16 protein-coding genes, 1 pseudogene and 1 riboswitch are annotated in these 17,181 nt (G+C 66.0%); of the genes and pseudogenes, 6 read left to right on the top strand and 11 right to left on the bottom strand.

All coding sequences use genetic code 11. The features are described from left to right. From P3H15_RS06120 to P3H15_RS06105, 4 genes and pseudogenes are all read left to right on the top strand, one after another. On the top strand, window positions 1-1,013 hold a 1,013-nt coding region (locus P3H15_RS06120), incomplete at its 5' end, for an ABC transporter substrate-binding protein (protein ID WP_276136420.1). A 73-nt stretch (window positions 1,014-1,086) separates the two neighbouring features. Further along, a complete protein-coding gene (locus P3H15_RS06115; protein ID WP_276136419.1) occupies window positions 1,087-2,037 on the top strand; it encodes an ABC transporter permease in 951 nt (316 codons plus the stop codon). Next, on the top strand, window positions 2,034-3,017 hold the full coding sequence (locus P3H15_RS06110) for an ABC transporter permease (RefSeq protein WP_276136418.1): 984 nt from the start codon (window positions 2,034-2,036) through the stop codon (window positions 3,015-3,017). The genes P3H15_RS06115 and P3H15_RS06110 overlap by 4 nt, the downstream gene beginning before the upstream one ends. After that, window positions 3,014-4,684 (top strand): annotated as a pseudogene (locus tag P3H15_RS06105) (ABC transporter ATP-binding protein). Before P3H15_RS06110 ends, P3H15_RS06105 begins: the two are co-directional and overlap by 4 nt. Before the next feature lie 6 nt (window positions 4,685-4,690). Here the strand turns inward: P3H15_RS06105 and P3H15_RS06100 are convergent. The 3 genes from P3H15_RS06100 to P3H15_RS06090 all read right to left on the bottom strand — a co-directional run bounded on the left by P3H15_RS06100 (window position 4,691) and on the right by P3H15_RS06090 (window position 7,565). Continuing rightward, the gene (locus tag P3H15_RS06100) at window positions 4,691-4,942 is read right to left on the bottom strand and encodes a hypothetical protein (protein ID WP_276136417.1); all 252 of its coding nucleotides are present in this window, start codon (window positions 4,940-4,942) and stop codon (window positions 4,691-4,693) included. 146 nt (window positions 4,943-5,088) lie between these two features. Then, on the bottom strand, window positions 5,089-6,459 hold the full coding sequence (locus P3H15_RS06095; RefSeq protein ID WP_276136416.1) for an NtaA/DmoA family FMN-dependent monooxygenase: 1,371 nt from the start codon (window positions 6,457-6,459) through the stop codon (window positions 5,089-5,091). A gap of 23 nt (window positions 6,460-6,482) precedes the next feature. Beyond that, window positions 6,483-7,565 (bottom strand): LLM class flavin-dependent oxidoreductase, encoded by a 1,083-nt coding sequence (locus P3H15_RS06090; protein WP_276136415.1) that lies wholly within the window; start codon window positions 7,563-7,565, stop codon window positions 6,483-6,485. 59 nt (window positions 7,566-7,624) lie between these two features. Continuing rightward, a riboswitch (SAM riboswitch) is annotated at window positions 7,625-7,738 on the bottom strand. A 321-nt stretch (window positions 7,739-8,059) separates the two neighbouring features. Here P3H15_RS06090 and P3H15_RS06085 point away from each other — a divergent pair. Beyond that, on the top strand, window positions 8,060-8,563 hold the full coding sequence (locus tag P3H15_RS06085; RefSeq protein ID WP_276136414.1) for a GNAT family N-acetyltransferase: 504 nt from the start codon (window positions 8,060-8,062) through the stop codon (window positions 8,561-8,563). Between the two features lie 255 nt (window positions 8,564-8,818). Here P3H15_RS06085 and P3H15_RS06080 read toward each other — a convergent pair whose 3' ends face one another. From P3H15_RS06080 to P3H15_RS06065, 4 genes are read right to left on the bottom strand one after another with little or no spacing between them, the layout of a single operon-like run. After that, on the bottom strand, window positions 8,819-9,589 hold the full coding sequence (locus P3H15_RS06080) for an SDR family NAD(P)-dependent oxidoreductase (RefSeq protein WP_276136413.1): 771 nt from the start codon (window positions 9,587-9,589) through the stop codon (window positions 8,819-8,821). A gap of 36 nt (window positions 9,590-9,625) precedes the next feature. Then, a complete protein-coding gene (locus P3H15_RS06075; protein ID WP_276136412.1) occupies window positions 9,626-10,393 on the bottom strand; it encodes an SDR family NAD(P)-dependent oxidoreductase in 768 nt (255 codons plus the stop codon). Window positions 10,394-10,403: 10 nt separating this feature from the next. After that, complete coding sequence (locus P3H15_RS06070; RefSeq protein ID WP_276136411.1) at window positions 10,404-10,910, bottom strand: VOC family protein; 507 nt, start codon at window positions 10,908-10,910, stop codon at window positions 10,404-10,406. Between the two features lie 36 nt (window positions 10,911-10,946). Next, window positions 10,947-11,516, bottom strand: coding sequence for a hypothetical protein (locus P3H15_RS06065; protein WP_276136410.1), 570 nt, complete (start codon window positions 11,514-11,516; stop codon window positions 10,947-10,949). 226 nt (window positions 11,517-11,742) lie between these two features. On the opposite strand from P3H15_RS06065, the gene P3H15_RS06060 reads away from it, so the two are divergent. Further along, window positions 11,743-12,627 carry a LysR family transcriptional regulator gene (locus P3H15_RS06060; RefSeq protein ID WP_276136409.1) on the top strand — a complete coding sequence of 295 codons (885 nt, stop codon included), beginning with the start codon at window positions 11,743-11,745 and terminating at the stop codon, window positions 12,625-12,627. 220 nt (window positions 12,628-12,847) lie between these two features. Here the strand turns inward: P3H15_RS06060 and P3H15_RS06055 are convergent, their stop codons facing one another. The 4 genes from P3H15_RS06055 to P3H15_RS06040 form a co-directional block, all read right to left on the bottom strand. Next, window positions 12,848-13,006, bottom strand: coding sequence for a hypothetical protein (locus P3H15_RS06055; protein ID WP_276136408.1), 159 nt, complete (start codon window positions 13,004-13,006; stop codon window positions 12,848-12,850). 30 nt (window positions 13,007-13,036) lie between these two features. Further along, on the bottom strand, window positions 13,037-14,266 hold the full coding sequence (locus P3H15_RS06050; RefSeq protein WP_276136407.1) for a PLP-dependent aminotransferase family protein: 1,230 nt from the start codon (window positions 14,264-14,266) through the stop codon (window positions 13,037-13,039). Between the two features lie 37 nt (window positions 14,267-14,303). Beyond that, entirely contained in the window at window positions 14,304-15,587 is a 1,284-nt protein-coding gene (locus P3H15_RS06045; protein ID WP_276136406.1) for an NtaA/DmoA family FMN-dependent monooxygenase, read from the bottom strand. A 153-nt stretch (window positions 15,588-15,740) separates the two neighbouring features. Continuing rightward, the gene (locus P3H15_RS06040; RefSeq protein ID WP_276136432.1) at window positions 15,741-17,174 is read right to left on the bottom strand and encodes an MFS transporter; all 1,434 of its coding nucleotides are present in this window, start codon (window positions 17,172-17,174) and stop codon (window positions 15,741-15,743) included. Window positions 17,175-17,181 lie beyond the last annotated feature (7 nt).

The raw sequence follows: 17,181 nt of genomic DNA, 5'->3' as shown, positions 1-17,181 counted from the left end.
GGCCACCCACCACAACTACCCGGCAGGAATCACCCACGAATGAGTCAGTAGGGCCCAACTGGGGCGCTCCCGGCCTCAACCATGAGGGTCCGGCCTACCTCGACCAGGTCGAGTTCGTGACGATCCCCGAGGCGAGCGTGCGCACGGGCGCACTGCAGTCCGGAGACGTACAGGCCGCGTTCGACATCCTCCCGACCGACGAGACGGTCCTCGAGGCGCAGGGCTTCGATATCACCTCGCGGACGATCGCCGGGCTCAACCTCGGCTGGAACATCAACACCGGCCTCGAGCCCACCAACGACATCAACGTCCGTCGTGCGATCGTGCGTGCCACCAACCGTGCCGGGTTCAAGGACACCGTCCTCGCTCCGTCCGAGGGGCAGGCGAAGTCCGTACTCGCCGCACACGTCCAAGGATCGACCGACTACACCGACAACGTGTTGAAGTTCGACCTCGAGGAATCCAAGCGGCTGCTCGACGAGGCCGGCTGGAAGGTCGGGACCGACGGAATCCGGGAGAAGGATGGAAAGAGGCTGACGCTCAGGGCGACCGGGCACTATCTGGTCCCGAACAGCCGATACACGTACGAATCGATCCAGGCGTCGCTCGAGGAGATCGGCGTCGACCTCGACTTCCAGTTCGACGCAAGCAACATCCCGACCGACCAGGTCAACAAGGAATACCACCTGATCAACACCAACCGTAGCCGCAACGATCCCGCGATCCTGAACGTCAACTTCAACCCTGACCGGGGCAACTCCGCCCGCATCCCCGCGGACTTCCCCGATCGGCAGAGGATCGCCGACACTCTCGAAGCACTCGAGTCCACGCTGGACCCGACGCAGCGGGCCGCGCTGACCGAACAGGCACAGGAACTCGTCCTCGACGAGTACGTGCTGTACGACCCGGTGTTCGAGCCGTCACAGGTGGCCGCGTCGAAGGGCGTCCACGATATCGACCTCGACGCCACCAGCCGGCTGCACTTCCTCCGCACCTGGATCGACCAGAGCTGATCGACCCGTCCCGGGCCGGTCCCCTACGGACCGGCCCAGGACGCCGTATAGCACACACTCACAAAGGATTTCCATGGCACGCTACGTCCTCCTGAAACTGGGACGAAGCCTGGTGGTGGTGTGGGGTGCGTTCACCGCCTCCTTCGTCCTGCTGTACACGCTGCCCGCCAGCCCGGTCGAACTGCTCTTCAACCCCGAAGAGCGCAACGACATCTCGCCCGAGGCCTACGCGCAGATCGAACAGCAGTACGGCTTCGACCGCCCCGTATTCGTCCAATACCTCGCCCGACTCTGGGCCGCACTGCATCTCGACTTCGGGTCCTCCGTCCAGAACGGCAAACCGGTGGTCACGGCGATCGCCGAGGCTCTCCCGAAGACCGTCGTGCTGGCCCTGGCCGCGCTGGTGCTCGCAGCGCTCATCGCGCTGGCGGTCGCCTGGGTCGCCACCTACATCGAATCCCCGTGGCTGCGGAACTTCATCGCCGGGCTGCCGCCGCTGCTGGTGTCGTTCCCGAGCTTCCTGCTGGGCCTCATCATCATCCGGGTCTTCTCGTTCCAGCTCGGCTGGTTCCCTCCGATCAGCCGCGACGGCCTGCGCGGGCTCGTGCTCCCCGCCTTCGCGCTGGCGATCCCCGTCGCCGGCCCCATCGCCCAACTGCTGTTGCGCAACTTCACCACCGAATACAGCTCGCCCTATGTGCTGACATCGTTCAGCAAGGGCCTGCGCAAGGCGGCGGTGATCAACGGCGACGTCCTGCGCAACGCCAGCCTGCCCGCCCTCACCCAGGGCGGCATCATCGTCGGCGAACTGCTCGCCGGTGCCGTCATCACCGAGACGATATTCTCCCGCAACGGGATCGGACGGCTCACCGAGCAGGCGGTCCGTGCGCAAGACGTTCCCGTCGTCCAGGGCGTGGTCATGTTCGTCGCCCTCGCATTCGTCACGGTCAACTTCATCGTCGACGTCGCCTATCCCCTGATCGACCCTCGACTCAAAGCCGCCCGCGAAGGGGTGTCCGCATGACGATCGACAGCGACCGCACACTCGTGGCGGAAACAGCGGTGGCCGATCCGGCCGGAGCGCAGGTGGCCGACCCTGTCCCGGCCACCGTCCCGGAACTCGCCGCGACACAACTCCTCTTCCCGCCACCGGTCGACTCACCGGACGCACCGCCGCGGCGACGGTTCGGGGCGCTTCCCTCGCTCGTGTCGCGCCCGGGTCTCGTTCTGGCGGTGCTGGTCGTCGCCCTGGCCGTCGCCTGGTGCTTCGTGCCCGGACTGTTCACCTCGAAGGACCCGTACCTCCCGGACTCCACCGCGATCCTGGTCGGCCCCAGCGCCGAACACCTCTTCGGCACCGATCGTCTGGGCCGTGACATCTACTCTCGGACCGTGCACGGCGCGGTGATCACGCTCAGCGCGACACTCCTTGCCGTCGCCATCGCCTTCGTCATCGGGACCGTCCTGGGCGCGATCGCCGGATTCGTTGGCGGCGCGGTCGAACTGGTCATCATGCGTGTCGTCGACGTACTCCTCTCGGTCCCCGGCCTGCTGCTCACCATGGTCGTGGTCTCCGCCCTCGGATACGGCACCATCAACGTGGCGATCGCCGTGGGCGTCTCCGCAGTCGCCAACTTCGCCCGGGTGATGCGCGCCGAGGTGCTGCGTGTCGTCCAGGCCGACTACATCGAGGCCGCCGCGAGCATCGGCACTCCGCGACTCACCATCCTCACCCATCATGTGCTGCCGAACTCGCTCAGTTCGGTCGTGTCCCTCGTTCCGCTGCAGTTCGGTGCCTCGATCCTGGCGATTGCGGCGCTCGGCTTCCTCGGGTTCGGTGCACCGCCACCGGAACCGGAATGGGGCCTGCTGGTCTCCGAGGGCCGTGACCTCCTCGCAGTCGCTCCCTGGATCGCTCTGCTCCCCGGTTTCGTCATCCTGGCGGTGGTCTTGTCGAGCAACCGCATCAGCCGTGAACTGCAACACGACGGAGGCATCCGATGACACTGTTGTCTTTCGAGGACGTCGAGATCTGGTACACCGGCCGCGGCCGGAGCGCGACCAAAGCGGTCTCCGGGATCAGCCTCGACGTGCGGGCCGGTGAACTGGTCGCCATCGTCGGCGAGTCCGGTTCCGGCAAGTCCACCCTCATCCGCTCCTCGATCGGCCTGTTGCCCCGCACCAGCCGGGTGAGCGGTCGAATCCTGCTCGGCGGCAAAGACGTGGCCGGGTGGAGTCAGAACAAGTTCGCCCGCTTGCGGGGCAGCTATGTCGGGTTCGTCCCGCAGGATCCCGGCGTCTCGCTCAACCCGGTCAAACCGATCGGGAAGCAGCTCGAGGACGCGCTGCGCAACCGACTCGGAAAGAGCCGCCTGCTTCCGTTCACGACCTCGGCGCAGCGGCACAACTTGAAGTCACAGGCACTGAAGTTCCTGGAACTGGCGGGCCTTCCGGATCCGTCCCGCATCTACGCGAAATACCCGCACGAACTGTCCGGTGGCATGAAGCAGCGGGTGCTCATCGCGATCGCCCTGTCCGGCGAGCCGGAGCTCCTCATCGCCGACGAACCGACCAGCGCGCTGGACGTGACGGTGCAGAAGCAGATCCTCGATCACCTCGACCGGCTCCGCACCGAACTGGGCATCGGCATCCTGCTCGTCACCCACGACCTCGGGGTCGCGCTCGAACGCGCCGACCGCGTCGTGGTGATGCGCAGCGGCGTCGTCGTCGAGGAGGGCCGCAGCGACACCCTCCTGAACCATGCGGCCGATCCGTACACGCGGCGGCTCCTCGACGCCGCTCCCGGTCTGCACGTCGGAAACTTGGAGCCGCGACCGATTCGGGTCGGCACGCTCACTCCGCACTCGTCCGCTGAACGCACCTCCGCCGAGTACGCGATCGAGGTGAAGGGGGTGTCGAAGACGTTCCACACCGCGCACAGCAGCGCGGAACCGGTGGTCGCGGCCGACGACGTCTCGTTCCGCGTCGCGACCGGAACCACGCACTCACTCGTCGGCGAGTCCGGTGCCGGCAAGTCCACGATCGCCCGGATCGTCGCGGGCCTGCGTACTCCCGACGAGGGCGAGGTCATCCTCCTCGGGCAGAGCGGCGCCTGGAGCCGCCAGCAGCTGAGCAAGCGCCTGCAGTTCGTGTAGCAGAACCCGTATTCCTCTCTGAATCCCCGGCTCTCGGTCGCCGACCTGATCACCGCGCCGCTGCGCGTGCACCGCAAGGACATCGACCGCAGGCAGCGGCGCGCGATCGCCGAGGAACTGCTCGACGGCGTGCGACTGGACCGCAAGTACGCCTCCCGCCGGGCCGGGGAGCTCTCCGGCGGGCAGGCACAGCGCGTCGCCATCGCTCGCGCTCTGTCCCTGAACCCGGAGATCGTCATTCTGGACGAGGCGGTGTCCGCGCTCGACGTGTCGGTGCAGGCCGAGATCCTGCATCTGCTCGTGGACCTGCAGGCCGCGTACTCGCTGACCTATCTGTTCATCACGCACGACCTCGGAGTCGTGCGGCTGATCGCGGACACGGTGACGGTGATGCGTCGCGGGAGCGTCGTCGAATCCGGTCCGACGACACAGATTCTCGACGCACCCACGGACGAGTACACGCGGCGGCTCGTCGACTCCGTGCCGGGCACCGCGGCGCTCCGCATCCGCGCGTGAGATGCACTAGAAGAGGCCGCTGGTCGGGGTTCCTCCCCGGTAAGGAGGAATGCCGCGGGCTTCGCCAGTGTCCAGTCCCGGGGGTTGTGGTTGGCGATGGTCCGTGAGTTGCGCCAGTGCCGGTCGGTCGCCGAAACCGCCACCCACGTCGAAGAGCAGCGTCGCGGCCTCGAGGGCCGTCATCGTCCGTCCTCCCGTGCGGTGCTCGGTCACCCTCCTGCCGCGGCGGGTGTCGGCGCCTGTCGACTCGGTGGGCATCGGACGTCCCTGCGCCGCGGAGATGCGGTGCTCTTGATCGTATTGGCCGGGCGGACAGACGATCCAGATATCCGACGTCCGCGTCCTCGCCTGGGTACAGCAGAATTCGCTCGCCCCGACACGCTCGGGCGACCCACGATACCGCCTTACACGGCAGGCAAGCGCAGGTGGTCGCGCAGAGTCTCGGTCGTGTACTCGGTCCGATAGACCCCGCGTTCCTGCAATTCCGGTACGAGTCTGTCGACCAGGTCGTCGATCGAATCCTGCAGGTGGTACGGGTTGACGTTGAATCCGTCCACGACGCGATGTCGCACCCAGTACGCCCAGCGATCCGCGATCTGGCCGGCAGTCCCGGCCAGGTAGCGCGAGTTCGGAGCCACTTCGAGGACAAGCTGCCGGATGGACAGCGCCTTCCCCGCGGCCAGTGCACGCCACTGGGTGATCTGATCGAGCTTGCCGGTGCGGTCCGCGATCGCCAACGTCCCGCGCGACGGATCGAGTTCTCCGTCGATCGGGTCGATGTCCGGCAACGGGCCGTCGGCGTCGTATGCCGAAAGATCCTGCCCCCAATAGTGTTCGAGAAATGCAATGGCCCGGTGCGGGTTGTAGGCGTTCTCGCGGAGCCACCGAGCCTTCTCCTCGGCTTCCTCGGGCGTGTCTCCGATGATCACGGTGACACCGGGAAGGATTCGGAGCGAATCCGTGGACCGGCCGTGGGCGGACAATCGCGCCCGGAGGTCGCGTGCGTAGGCAACGGCCGCGTCGAACTCGTTGTTCGCCGAGAACACGACGTCGGCATGACGGGCTGCCAGCTCACGGCCGCCGACGGAATCACCGGCCTGGAACAACACCGGCCGCCCCTGTCTGCTCGACGGAACGGTGGAGACCGCAGAGGCGTGCAGAAGGTCACTGCGTCGTGTGATGACCGCAGATCGGTCGGCGGGCAGCCACCTGTCCTGGCCGGCATCCGTGGCGACATCAGAGAGCGACCACGCGGCCCAATACTCCTTGGCCAACTCGACGAGTTCGGTGGCCCGCTCGTAGCGGCGTTCGTGCGGTAGCCATCCACCGCGCCGAAAGTTCTCGCCGGTCCACGCGTTGTCGGTGGTGACGATGTTCCATCCCGCCCGTCCGTCGGACAGGACATCCAAGCTTCCCAGCCGCCGCACAAGGTCGACCGGCAGACTGTACGTGGTGTTCTGCGTGGCGACGAGACCGATCCGGCTGGTCACCCCAGCAAGCGCCGACAGTTGGGTGATGGCGTCGGGACGGCCTGCAATGTCGGTGGCCAGTGCCGCACCGCGGTTCTCCCGCACACGCTGGCCGTCACCGAGGAAGAACGCATCGAACAAGCCCCGTTCCAGGGTTTGAGCAACCCGCAGGAAGGTATCCGGGGATACCTGGTCGGGGGCCTTGGGATCTTCCCACACCGTCTGCGGGCCGATTCCCGGGTAGAAAACACCGAGGTGGACCTGCGCGTCGGCATCGTACGGTGCTCCGGTGTCCGGAGTGGACATGGCAAACTCCTGCCTGGTCGTGGCTAGCTGGTGGTCGATGCGAAGCGGCTGAGCGGCCGAGGTAGTCCGAGCGTCTCCCGCAACGTCGAGCCCGGTTTCGGAATCCGGTGCAGAGACAATTCCTGCAGTATGGGAAGGACCTCGTGGACGAGAACGGCGAGGTCGGTGGTGACGACGGCGGGATGGATCCGGACACCGTCCACCTTGTCCGCCAGGGACCGCACCAGGTCGACGAAGTCCCGTGCCGAACCCGCGAATCGAAGGCGTCCCCGGTCCGGCCACGGTGAGTACCCATCGAGGCGGGCAAGGCGGGACTGCGCGGACTCGGTCTTCGTATCGAGAATCACGTCGATATCGGCGAAGGTCACGGCCTGCTGTCCTGTCGCCGACGTCCCGATTTCGGTCACATCCCGACCGGACAGCAGCACAATGTCGAGAAGATCCGTCACCCCCAGTTCCGCAGCTCCGACGACGACTATCTGACCCTGCGGTGAACGGGGTGTGATGAGCGGTCCGACGACGCTGAAGAACTCGCCCTCGAACCCGACGTGATGCACCTTGTCGGGATCGAGGTAGCGACCCGTCGCGGCATCGCGGATCACGGCATCGTCCTCCCACGAATCCCACAGCTGCCGGGCGAGCTCGATGACGTCTCGGACCTCGCGCTGTACGGCCTCGGGGTCGCGTGGCTCGAATCCGACTGCACCATTGACGTCCGCGGAGTTGTCCGAGCCGACCACCCATGCCGCGCGACCCCGACTGCCGTGATCGAGGCTGGCCAGCTGCGTCGCGAGATGGAACGGTTCGGTGGTGAGGGCTTGCACCGTCGGCGCCACCCCGATACTGGCCGTCGTCGTCGCCACGAACGACGCACGCGTCCCCGCATCCAACCGTCCCACCGGGTACTCGTCCTCCCCCGGCACCACTCGGTCGTCGATGGTGACCAGCGCGAAACCGGCGGCCTCGGCGGTGTCCACGACCGACCTGAGAACCCGGGGAGAGAGCGCATCCGCTGGCGGGCGCCCCCACACACGCCACGCGGCGGGATGACCTCCCGCGCCATCTATCTCGACTGCCAGATGTAGCGGTTTGGGCGCTCGAACCACGACGAAAGTCCTTTCGAAGGAGTGCGGACGCGCACCGGAGACCCAGGGTCCACGGACTCCTTGCGCGCTTGCGGAATCAGTTGTCGATTCCGCCGGGTCGTCACCTGGAGCACCCCGCCGCGCGGGAGGGTTGCCGACCAGCAAGCCAGGGCTTGATGCTGGTACTCATGACCGTCGACATGAATGTATCACGACACGTGAGACCGAAAAGCGCACCGTCACAACATGCTCAACGGTTCCCATAGCCCACGACGGGGACCGCGCGAAGCTTTACGCTCTCGGTGATTGAAATTCACCTGACGGGACACGCCATCCGCGTATGGGAGACCATCCGGCGCTACGATGCGGCATCGGGCCAATAGCCCAATCGCGCTCCAAATGGAAGAGTTTCAATCGTCGGATGACATTGAGGTTGCTCTGATTTCAACCATCGACTGACGCGTCGACACCATGGCACTGTGGTTCGTCGAATCTACGTGTATGGAGATACTGTCATGACCGAAAGCGTCACGCGCAGCAAGTTCGTCGTCCGCACAGCCCGTTGGTCCGATCCCGACGCGGTGACATTGCGGTCGGCTATGGCGGCAGAAGTCGGTCCCCGATATTCCGACCGAGTGTCGGATGCTGTTCGTGCTACCACCAATGCCGTGGATCCGGAATCGGTGCACGTCACTATCCTGGTGTACGTCAGCGAAATCGAGGCTGCGGAGCCACGTGCTGTCGGCCACGCGGCCCTGCGCTGGAACGGCGACGACCTCGAAGTGAAGCGGATGTTCGTCGTCAAGGAGCATCGCGGTACCGGTGTGTCGACCGCGCTGCTGAGCGCGGTCGAGGATGCGGCACGAGAGGCGAGGCGACCCCGCTTGATTCTCCAGACCGGTGACCGGCAACCCGACGCGGTCAGGCTGTACGAGAAGAGTGGCTACTCGAGGATTCCGATCTTCTCCCCGTATGAGGCCTTGCCCTTCTCGAACTGCTTCGAGAAGGTATTCGGATAGGTAACGCGCTGCATACGGCCGCGCTGGTCGTCGTCGGTCAACTCGGATAGCCGCTGCGCGAAATACGCCGTGCCGCGGGCTGAAGCGTCCTGCCTACTGTGCGCTTGCGGCCAAGACTCGCAGATCGAATCTCCTCGGCTCGACGAGGCACCGGGTTCGATACCGACCAAAACTATGCCGGGTTCGGCCGGCGAACGCCGAGGCCTGCGGTCGGCGCCCGGACGATCCGGGCGCCTCTCTCCGCACGTGCCGTCGTTACGCGGTGGTTCCGCCGTCAGCGGTGTAGACGGCACCGTTGACGAACGACGCATCATCCGACAACAGCCAGGCGACCAGCGTCGCGATCTCGTCGGCTGTGCCGTATCGGCCGAGTGGGATCTGCGAGATGAGCTGGTCGTGGACAGTTGCCGCGTTGCCGGGCGCCCACTGCTCTTCGAGGCTGTCGATCATGCGGGTCGCGATCTGACCGGGCGCGACGGCATTGACCCGGACGCCGCGTCCTCCCGCCTCCAAGGCGGCGCTTCGGGTCAGTCCGACGACCGCGTGCTTGCTGGCGGCATACGCGGAGAGCCGGGGAACACCTCGGATTCCGGCCTGGCTTGCGGTGTTGACGATGGCGCCTCGCCCCTGCGCATACAGGTGCGGAAGCACTTCCCGCATTCCGAAGTACACGCTACCCGCGTTGACCGTGAGTACCTGCCCGAACTGGTCCGGGTCACTCTCGTCGAGAGCGGTCGCCGACCCCTCGATTCCGGCGTTGTTGTGCAGGTAGTCGATGCGCCCGAAATGCGCGCGTGCCGCGTCGACATACGCTCGTGTTCCGTCGTGGGTGGAGACGTCGGCACTGACCGCCAAACAGCATTCTCCGAGTTCGCTCTCCAACTCCTTTACAGCCTGCTCGTCGAGGTCGACGGCCGCGACGCGGATCCCGTCCGCAACCAATCGGCGCACCGTCGCGGCGCCGATCCCGCCACCGGCACCGGTGACGATTGCTACACGGCCGGCACCCTGGTGATCGTCAATCATATTGCCTCACTTGTTATCGATTCCGTCGTGAACGCTCTACTGCGCGGTGTATCCGCCGTCGACGAGTAGAAGCTGACCGGTGACATAAGACGAACTGTCGCTCGCAAGATGTGCCACCGCATCGGCGATGTCGTCCGGAGTCGCGGTTCGGCCCAATGGATGGTGTGCTGCCATCGAATCCCACTGGGCGTCGTCGCTGATCTTGTCAGCGGTGAATCCCACCCGCGCGAAACTGGGTCCGACCGCATTGACACGCACTCCGTGCGAGCCGTATTCGACTGCTGCGGCTTTCGTCAACCCGAGCACCGCGTGCTTCGACGCCACGTACGCACTGATGTTCGGCATCGCAACGGTGCTCATGATCGAGGCGATGTTGATGATGGACCCTCCGCCCGAGGCCGGCGAGATCATCGCCGCCAATTCGGCTTGAAGGCAATAGAACACGCTGCTCAGGTTGACATCGATCACCTGCTTCCAGGCGTCGAGCGGGTACTCGGCGAGCGGCACCATTTCGCCGCCGATTCCGGCATTGTTTACCGCGATGTCGAGGCGGCCGTACTCGCCGACCACGGAACCGACCACGTCGCGCACTACGCAGGGATCCGTGAGGTCGATCTTGTAGAACGTTGCGAGGCCTCCGGCCTCCCGAACAGCTGCGGCGGTGGCTTCTCCGCCGGCAGGATCTCGGTCGAGCACTGCAATTTCGGCGCCCGCCGCCGCGAGGCGTCGACTGATCGCGCGGCCGAACCCGCCGCCACCCCCGGTGACGAGCGCTGTCTTGCCCGCAAGGTGTTGATCATTCATGGATATTCCTTCACTCGTGTGCGGAGGCGCGGTTGGCCCAGGTCTGATCGAACGTGCCCGAGCTGATTTCGAGGATGTTGCCGAACGGGTCCTCGCAGTAGACGACGTCGCGACCGGGAAACAGCGTCCACACCTTGCTGCGCTGCTTGCCGCCGTGCCGCTCGATATGTCCGGCCAACTCCGCGACGTTCGGCCAGGTCAGGCACACATGGAACGGCCCGGTACGCCAGTACTCGACCCGGTCCGGCTGCGTGGTGGCGGGCGAGAGGAACTGGAACAGCTCGATTCCGGTGCCGTCCCCGGTGGCGAGGAAGGCTACGCGCAGGCTCGCCCACTCGGCCCCGAAGATGTCGCTGAGGACTTCGCCGAACGGTTCGTCCTCCTTGCCGATCTTCATCGGTCCGCCGAGGACGGTGAAGCGCAGTACCTGTCGATACCACTCGACAGCCTTGTCGAGGTCGGGAACGGTGATCCCGACATGGTTGAAAGCGGGCGTCGACAATAGAGATGGGGTCATAGTTCTCCGATCGATGAGCTGTGCAGATGGAAACGGCTACTGAAGATCCGTCGATCCGTACGAGTAGTCGACCAACTGCGTGTTGGGCACCGCGCTGTTGTCTTTGGCCATGTAGTAGTGAAGTCGCGCATCACCCATGACGGCGAGTTGCCCATCCTCGGTGTAGCCGCCGATGGGTCCGTCGAACATCGCGAGCATCACGCAGCCCGTGTCGGTCGAGAAGGGCTCGTGAATGGTGCCGGCCGTTTCGACCGTGAACGAGTGGGGTGTTCCAATGTCGGGGATCGTCTGCCCGTCGACGACGACCGTTCCGTCGTAGTAGTAGAAGCCGCCCTCGAGGATGTAGACCTGCAGGTTCCCGACATGCCAATGCGAGGTGGCCTTGATGCCCGGATCCACCTGCAACAAGATCGTGAAGGCACCCGAAACGAGGTTGCAGTAGAGCAGCTTGTAGCGCGTTCCTGGCATCAGCCAGTCGGTCCACTCGGTCTCGTCCATGGTGTGGAAGTCACGCCGATCCCCCTTGGGGGTATTTCCCGGGCTCGTCATCCAGAACAGCGGATTCCTGGCGTTGGCGGGTGTGGCGGTGTCGTCGACAGCGGTCATCGAATTTCTCCTGCAAAACTGGGGGGGATGGAGGTCGTGGTGTCCGGCCGTGACGAGGACTGTTTCGACGGCCTGTGACTCACCACACTGTGCCGCCGGAGCGGGAGGAACACCAGGTCCTATCCGACGCCCAACATTAAGCAACGCTTACCGGTCCGTGCGGATGCTCCTGACGTGCACACTTGCAGAATAAGGACGCACGCCGCCGGAACCGGGAAGGAAACCCATGGACATACACCCCCGCGTCTTACGCTACTTCCTGGTGGTAGCCGAGGAACTGCACTTCCGCCGCGCTGCCGAACGCCTCTACATCACCGGACCCGCCCTGAGCCAGCAGATTCGTCATCTGGAGCGCGAGCTCGGGTTCGAGGTCCTGAGAAGAACTTCCAGGTCGGTGGAGCTCACAGACAAGGGCGCGGAACTGGTAACGCTCGCTCGCGCAGTTGTCGACGCAAGCGACACGTTGTCGGCCTGGGTTGCGCGCGCAGACCAGGGAACGACGCGCATTCGGATCGGGTTCATGGCCACCGGGGCGGGTGAGCTCACCCAGGAGATCCTCAATGCCACGAGCGCGAATCTCCCGCTGGTCGATGTGCAGCTCAAGCATCTCGAATGGGGCGACCAGACCCGTGCGCTTCTCGAGAATCGGGTGGACGTGGTCTTCACACGCGAGCCTGTCCGAGCTGACGATCTGCGATGCAGCGTGGTCCTGAGCGAGCATCGTGTAGTGGTGCTCCCCAGCAGCCATCCTCTCGCGAACCGGTCAACCGTCGCGTTCCGCGAAATCGCGGAGGAAACGTTCCTACCCAGCGAAACAGGTTCCCAGGAATGGATCGACTACTGGCTGGTCAACCCTCGCTCCGACGGATCCGCGGCGCGAACCGGACCCTCTATTTCGACGGTCGAAGAAATGCTCGAGCAATGCGCGGCCGGCACCGGCATCGCCATCACCGCGGAGTCGGTCCCCCACTTCTACGCCCATCCCGGCGTGCGCTTCGTCGTTGTCGAGGACCTGGCACCTACACGCGTTCTCCTGTGCGCTCGTTCAGACAACAGCGACCCGACCGTGCGCAAGTTCGAACAGCTTGTCGAGGAAATTGCCCACGCTTGAACCGCTCGCTTTTGCTGCGAAGCGGTACTCGTACACACGAGTCGCGGCCGCGGGCGACCGCCCGCTCACGCACGTAGCGGGTGTGGTCGCGCGCCGCTCCGATCGAGGCCGAAATTCGCCCGACATCCGGGGTGAAGCTGCTGACTGCGTTCCACACCGCTCGGCCGGCACTGATGTGGTCGAGTGTGGCGAGCCGGCGCGCCAGAATGTAGGGCGAGTTTCAGCCGGTCGGGGCCATCAGCAGCAACCCGATGTCGGAGACGTCCGCCGCGAGCGCCGAGAAGAGGATCAGCGAATCGAACGAATGGATGGGCCCAGACGTGTTGTCGCGCTGAACTTCCACGTTCAGGATCAGGGGCCGACGTCCGGCAGTGGTCATCGCGGTTCCTGTCGACGTGAGAGATGCGGATCAGGCGAGCGACGCGGAGTGGATCTCACGGACGGCCCGGGCGATGCGCTGCGCCCCGAGCCGGAGGTTGTGTTCACTCTGGTTCGTGAAGCCCAAACGCAGGCTCCGCGCGTAGAGTCCGCCCGCGGCGGGATCGAAGTAGCGGCCCGAGGAGAAGTCCGCGCCGAGCGCGTTCGCGGCGGCACGGACTTCCGCGAGATCGATGCCGGGGTCGGTCACCGTGGCCCAGGCGAAGATTCCGCCCTCGGCCTGCGGAATCGACAGCAGGTCACCCGCCTCGGTGGTGAGAACGTCGGCCAGCAGATCCGCTCGCGCCCGGTAGAGGGTTCGGGCGTTCGCGACGATGCCGTCGAACAGTCCTGGCCGACCGAGAAGTTGTGCCACGGCGGACTGGGTCACCAACGATGGATGCTGATCGAGGTTCGCGCGTAACCGCAACAGTCCGGCCTGAAGCCAGGACGGGGCGACAGCCCATCCCAGTCGGAGCCCGGGTCCGAGGGTCTTGGAGAAGGTATTGATTCGCACCACACGGTCGCTGTCGAGCGGGACGTCCGGGACTGCCGTGCCCCGGAAACGGAGTTCGCGGTAGGGATTGTCGGAGACGACGACGAATCCGTAGCGCTCGGCGAGGGCGACCAGTCGCAACCGGTCCTCGGCTGCGAGGGTCGTGCCGGTCGGATTGTGGAAGTCGGGGATCACGTAGAACAGCTTCGGGATCCGCCCCGCCTGCAGATGGTCCTGCAAGACGTCGAGGTCCAGTCGGCCGCCGGTGTTGAGCACCGGCAGGACCTGGGCACCGTAGTGGTCGAGCACCCGCAGCGCAACGGGAAAAGTAGGGCTCTCGACGGCCACCAGGTCGCCGGGGTCGAGGAGAGCGGCGAAGACCAGGCTCAGTCCGTGCAGGGCACCGTTGGTGACGACCACCCGGTCCGGATCGACGACACCGGACTCGTCGCTCTCCCGCCCCGCGATCCACTCGCGGAGGCTGGCGATGCCTGGAGCGACCGAGTATTGCAGCGCCCGAGCTCCGGTCGGGGGCGTCGCGAGGGCGACGGCGAACGCGGCCGCCAGTTCGTTCACCGGGAGCGCCTCGTCGGCGGGGACCCCGCCCACCAGGCGGATCGCGTCGGGTTGCAGCGAGTCCGGCGGCGGTCCGAACCCACCCGCTTCGAGCGGGCGAGTGATCAAGCGGGACAACGAGGACGGAGGAGAGGATGTGAGACTCGTCATGTTCGAACTTCCTTCGTGGGCGGGAGTGTACGACGGATCACGCAGCGAGGAGGCGGTCCGGAGTCGCGGGGAGGCCGAGATTCCCTCGAAGCGTGGCGGATTCGTATTCGGTGCGGAACAGTCCGCGCTTCTGCAGGATCGGGACGACATGCTCGGTGAACGCCTCGACACCGCCCGGACCCTGCCCGGGCATGACGATGAACCCGTCGGCACCGCCCTCGGCGAACCACTGCTCGAGCCGGTTCGCGACCTGTTCGGGTGAGCCGACAGCGCGACCGTGACCTGCGGACCGTTGCTGCAGTGTGATCAAGTGCCGAACCGTCCAGCGTTCGTCCACCGCCAGTTCGCGGAACATACCGTACCGACTCTGCCTGCCTTGCACCGATGCGACCGGTGGCAGCCACGACGGCGGAATCGTGTCGTCGAGTGCGAGGCCGGACAGGTCGACGCCGGCCAGTTGACCCTCGAGCGCGGTGCGGGAGGCATCACTGAAGTGCTGTTCGAACAACTCGTCGTCGATCCGCCTGGCCTCGTCCTCGGTGCCACCGATCGTTGTACTGATCCCGGGTAGGACATGGATGTTCGCCGGATCGCGGCCTGCTGCCGCGGTCCGGGCCTTCAGGTCGCGGTAGAAGTGCTGCGCTCCGCGCAGTGTCTGCTGCGCGGTGTAGACGCCCTCCGCGAACGCGGCAGCGAACGCCTTGCCGTCGTCGGACGAGCCGGCCTGGAACAACACCGGATGATGCTGTGCGGACGGTGGCAGCGGAAGGGGCCCTTCGACGGTGTAGAACTCGCCGCGGTGGTCGATCGGGACAGCAGACTGGTCGTCGACCCACGAGTTCCACAGCGCCTGGACAACGGCCACATGTTCGAGTCCTTGCCGGTACCGTGCCTCGTGTTCGGGCAGCGGTGCGTCGCCGAAGTTGCGCTCCCCCGCAGCCGACGTGACCGCGTTCCACCCCACGCGACCACTGGAGAGGTGGTCCAGCGACTGCAACTGTCGCGCAAGGTTGAACGGCGCGGTGAAGGTCGTCGACACCGTCGGGACCAGCCCGATGTGGTCCGTCACGGCGGCGACCGCCGAGAAGAGTGTCAGCGGTTCCGGTTTCGCGCCGAGCTCGGTATCGGACGTCAGTCCGTCGGCAGCGAACAGGACGTCGAACTTCGCGGCTTCCGCAGCCCGGGCGAGATGGGTGTAATGGTCGAGGACGCGGCCGGGATGCCGAACATCACCGGGACGGATCTGCCCGCGGGCACCGTTGCCGGGCGGGTTGGTGAGGAGGCCGAGCCGGATCTGCCGGCGTGCGGATTGTGCTGACACGATTCTGTGCTCCATTGTCGTTGTGCGGCGGGCTGAATCACGCAGAAGTTGTCCCCAGTCTCCAAGCCGCCCCGCCGACCTACAAGAGTTTGTCTCGCACCGATCCGAAGCGGCCGATGCTGCAGCGCCGACGGCGGGGCCACGGAACCGTCATTACCGTCTCCTGCGACCGTCTCGGACGGCACATGCCAATGACAACAACAGCATTCCGGCGCACACTGCAAGCCCCGCCGCCATCGCACGGCCGTAGTTCCCGGCGTCCGCGGACAGGACCCCGAGATACAAGCCAGGCACCGCGGCGAGGCTGACGGTGGCCGACAACCGCTGCGACAGCTGCAGGAATCCCACGGCCACGCCACTCACACCGGCCGGCGCATGCTCGAGCGTCATCGCACGGTTGGGGGCGTCGACGAATCCGCTCGCGACCCCGGACAGAACGGCCAGCGCGGCGACCACCGCGAGCACCGACGTCCGCGGCAGCACAGTGACCGCGAGCACGTATCCGGCGACCACGAAGAGTTCCGCGACGATGGCACCCACCACCGCGGCGCGACCGAACCGAGCGACCACCCGCCAGCCGGCTGCCGAGGTCACGGCCATCATCACCGAACTTCCCGACATCACCAGGGCCGCGTGCAGCGGTGCGATGCCGAGTCCCTCGATCAGATAGAGGCTCATCACGGCGTTCATCGCCAGGAGGGCGCCGAACCAGAACAACGCGACCGCCGTACCCAGTGTGTAGCCACGTGCCCGCATCAATGCAGGCAACAGCACCGGCGTGCTTCCGCGACTCGCGTAGCGCCGTTCCCACCAGCGGAAACACCCCAGAGCCAGGATCGAACCCGACACCGACAGCACCGCTCGCGTCGCCCCGAAGCGCGACACCATCGGCAACAGCAGTAGCGTCGTCGCAGCCGCGAGCAACCCGAGACCGACGACATCGACTGTCGCCCCCGACCGCGAGCGGCTGTCGCGACGCAGGAACAGCACGCCGAGCGCCACGGTGACGACCGCGAACGGCACGTTCAGCACGAGCAACAGCCGCCACCCCCAATCGGGACCCCCGACCCCGAGGAGCACACCACCGACGATCGGACCGATGAAACCGGCGAGCCCCCCGGCCGTTCCGTATGCCGCGAGTGCCTTGGCTCGACGAGGCCCGGAGTAGCGGTCGGAGATGATGCCGAGGACCTGGGAACTGACGACTCCCGCCCCGACGCCCTGGCCGAGGCGGGCCGCAACGACGGTCCACGGCTCCGCGGCGAAGGCACCGACCAGGCCCATGACGGCGAACAGGCTCAACCCCGCGAGGAACAGCCGCCTGCGGCCGATCAGATCACCCATCCGCCCCGCCGGGACGAGGGCGAGACCGAAGGTCAGTGAGTAACTCGCCAGGATCCACTGCACGTCCGCCGTCCCCGCATCGAGGGACGACCGGATGGCCGGCAAGCCGATGCCCAGCACAGCGGAGTCGAGGAGTGTGGTGAAACCGGCGGCGGCGCAGACGAGTACCTCCCGATGTCCCGCCGTGTCGCGGAGCGCCGGTCCGGCATCGGTGCGTTCCGGTGCTGTGTCGAGGTCGGTCAGGATCGGC

The organism is Rhodococcus sp. T2V, assembly GCF_029269925.1.
GTDB lineage: Bacteria > Actinomycetota > Actinomycetes > Mycobacteriales > Mycobacteriaceae > Rhodococcus_F > Rhodococcus_F koreensis.
The sequence above is the reverse complement of the archived record's forward strand: the minus strand, read 5'-3'. Positions and strand labels throughout refer to the sequence as shown.

What these genes read in the sequence shown, in the direction of transcription:
- P3H15_RS06115 (WP_276136419.1), top strand. Translation starts at nt 1,087, where the DNA reads ATGGCACGCTACGTCCTCCTGAAACTGGGACGAAGCCTGGTGGTGGTG.
- P3H15_RS06050 (WP_276136407.1), bottom strand. Translation starts at nt 14,266, where the DNA reads ATGACGAGTCTCACATCCTCTCCTCCGTCCTCGTTGTCCCGCTTGATC.
- P3H15_RS06060 (WP_276136409.1), top strand. Translation starts at nt 11,743, where the DNA reads ATGGACATACACCCCCGCGTCTTACGCTACTTCCTGGTGGTAGCCGAG.
- P3H15_RS06080 (WP_276136413.1), bottom strand. Translation starts at nt 9,589, where the DNA reads ATGATTGACGATCACCAGGGTGCCGGCCGTGTAGCAATCGTCACCGGT.
- P3H15_RS06070 (WP_276136411.1), bottom strand. Translation starts at nt 10,910, where the DNA reads ATGACCCCATCTCTATTGTCGACGCCCGCTTTCAACCATGTCGGGATC.
- P3H15_RS06055 (WP_276136408.1), bottom strand. Translation starts at nt 13,006, where the DNA reads ATGACCACTGCCGGACGTCGGCCCCTGATCCTGAACGTGGAAGTTCAG.
- P3H15_RS06095 (WP_276136416.1), bottom strand. Translation starts at nt 6,459, where the DNA reads ATGTCCACTCCGGACACCGGAGCACCGTACGATGCCGACGCGCAGGTC.
- P3H15_RS06085 (WP_276136414.1), top strand. Translation starts at nt 8,060, where the DNA reads ATGACCGAAAGCGTCACGCGCAGCAAGTTCGTCGTCCGCACAGCCCGT.
- P3H15_RS06065 (WP_276136410.1), bottom strand. Translation starts at nt 11,516, where the DNA reads ATGACCGCTGTCGACGACACCGCCACACCCGCCAACGCCAGGAATCCG.
- P3H15_RS06075 (WP_276136412.1), bottom strand. Translation starts at nt 10,393, where the DNA reads ATGAATGATCAACACCTTGCGGGCAAGACAGCGCTCGTCACCGGGGGT.
- P3H15_RS06100 (WP_276136417.1), bottom strand. Translation starts at nt 4,942, where the DNA reads ATGCCCACCGAGTCGACAGGCGCCGACACCCGCCGCGGCAGGAGGGTG.
- P3H15_RS06110 (WP_276136418.1), top strand. Translation starts at nt 2,034, where the DNA reads ATGACGATCGACAGCGACCGCACACTCGTGGCGGAAACAGCGGTGGCC.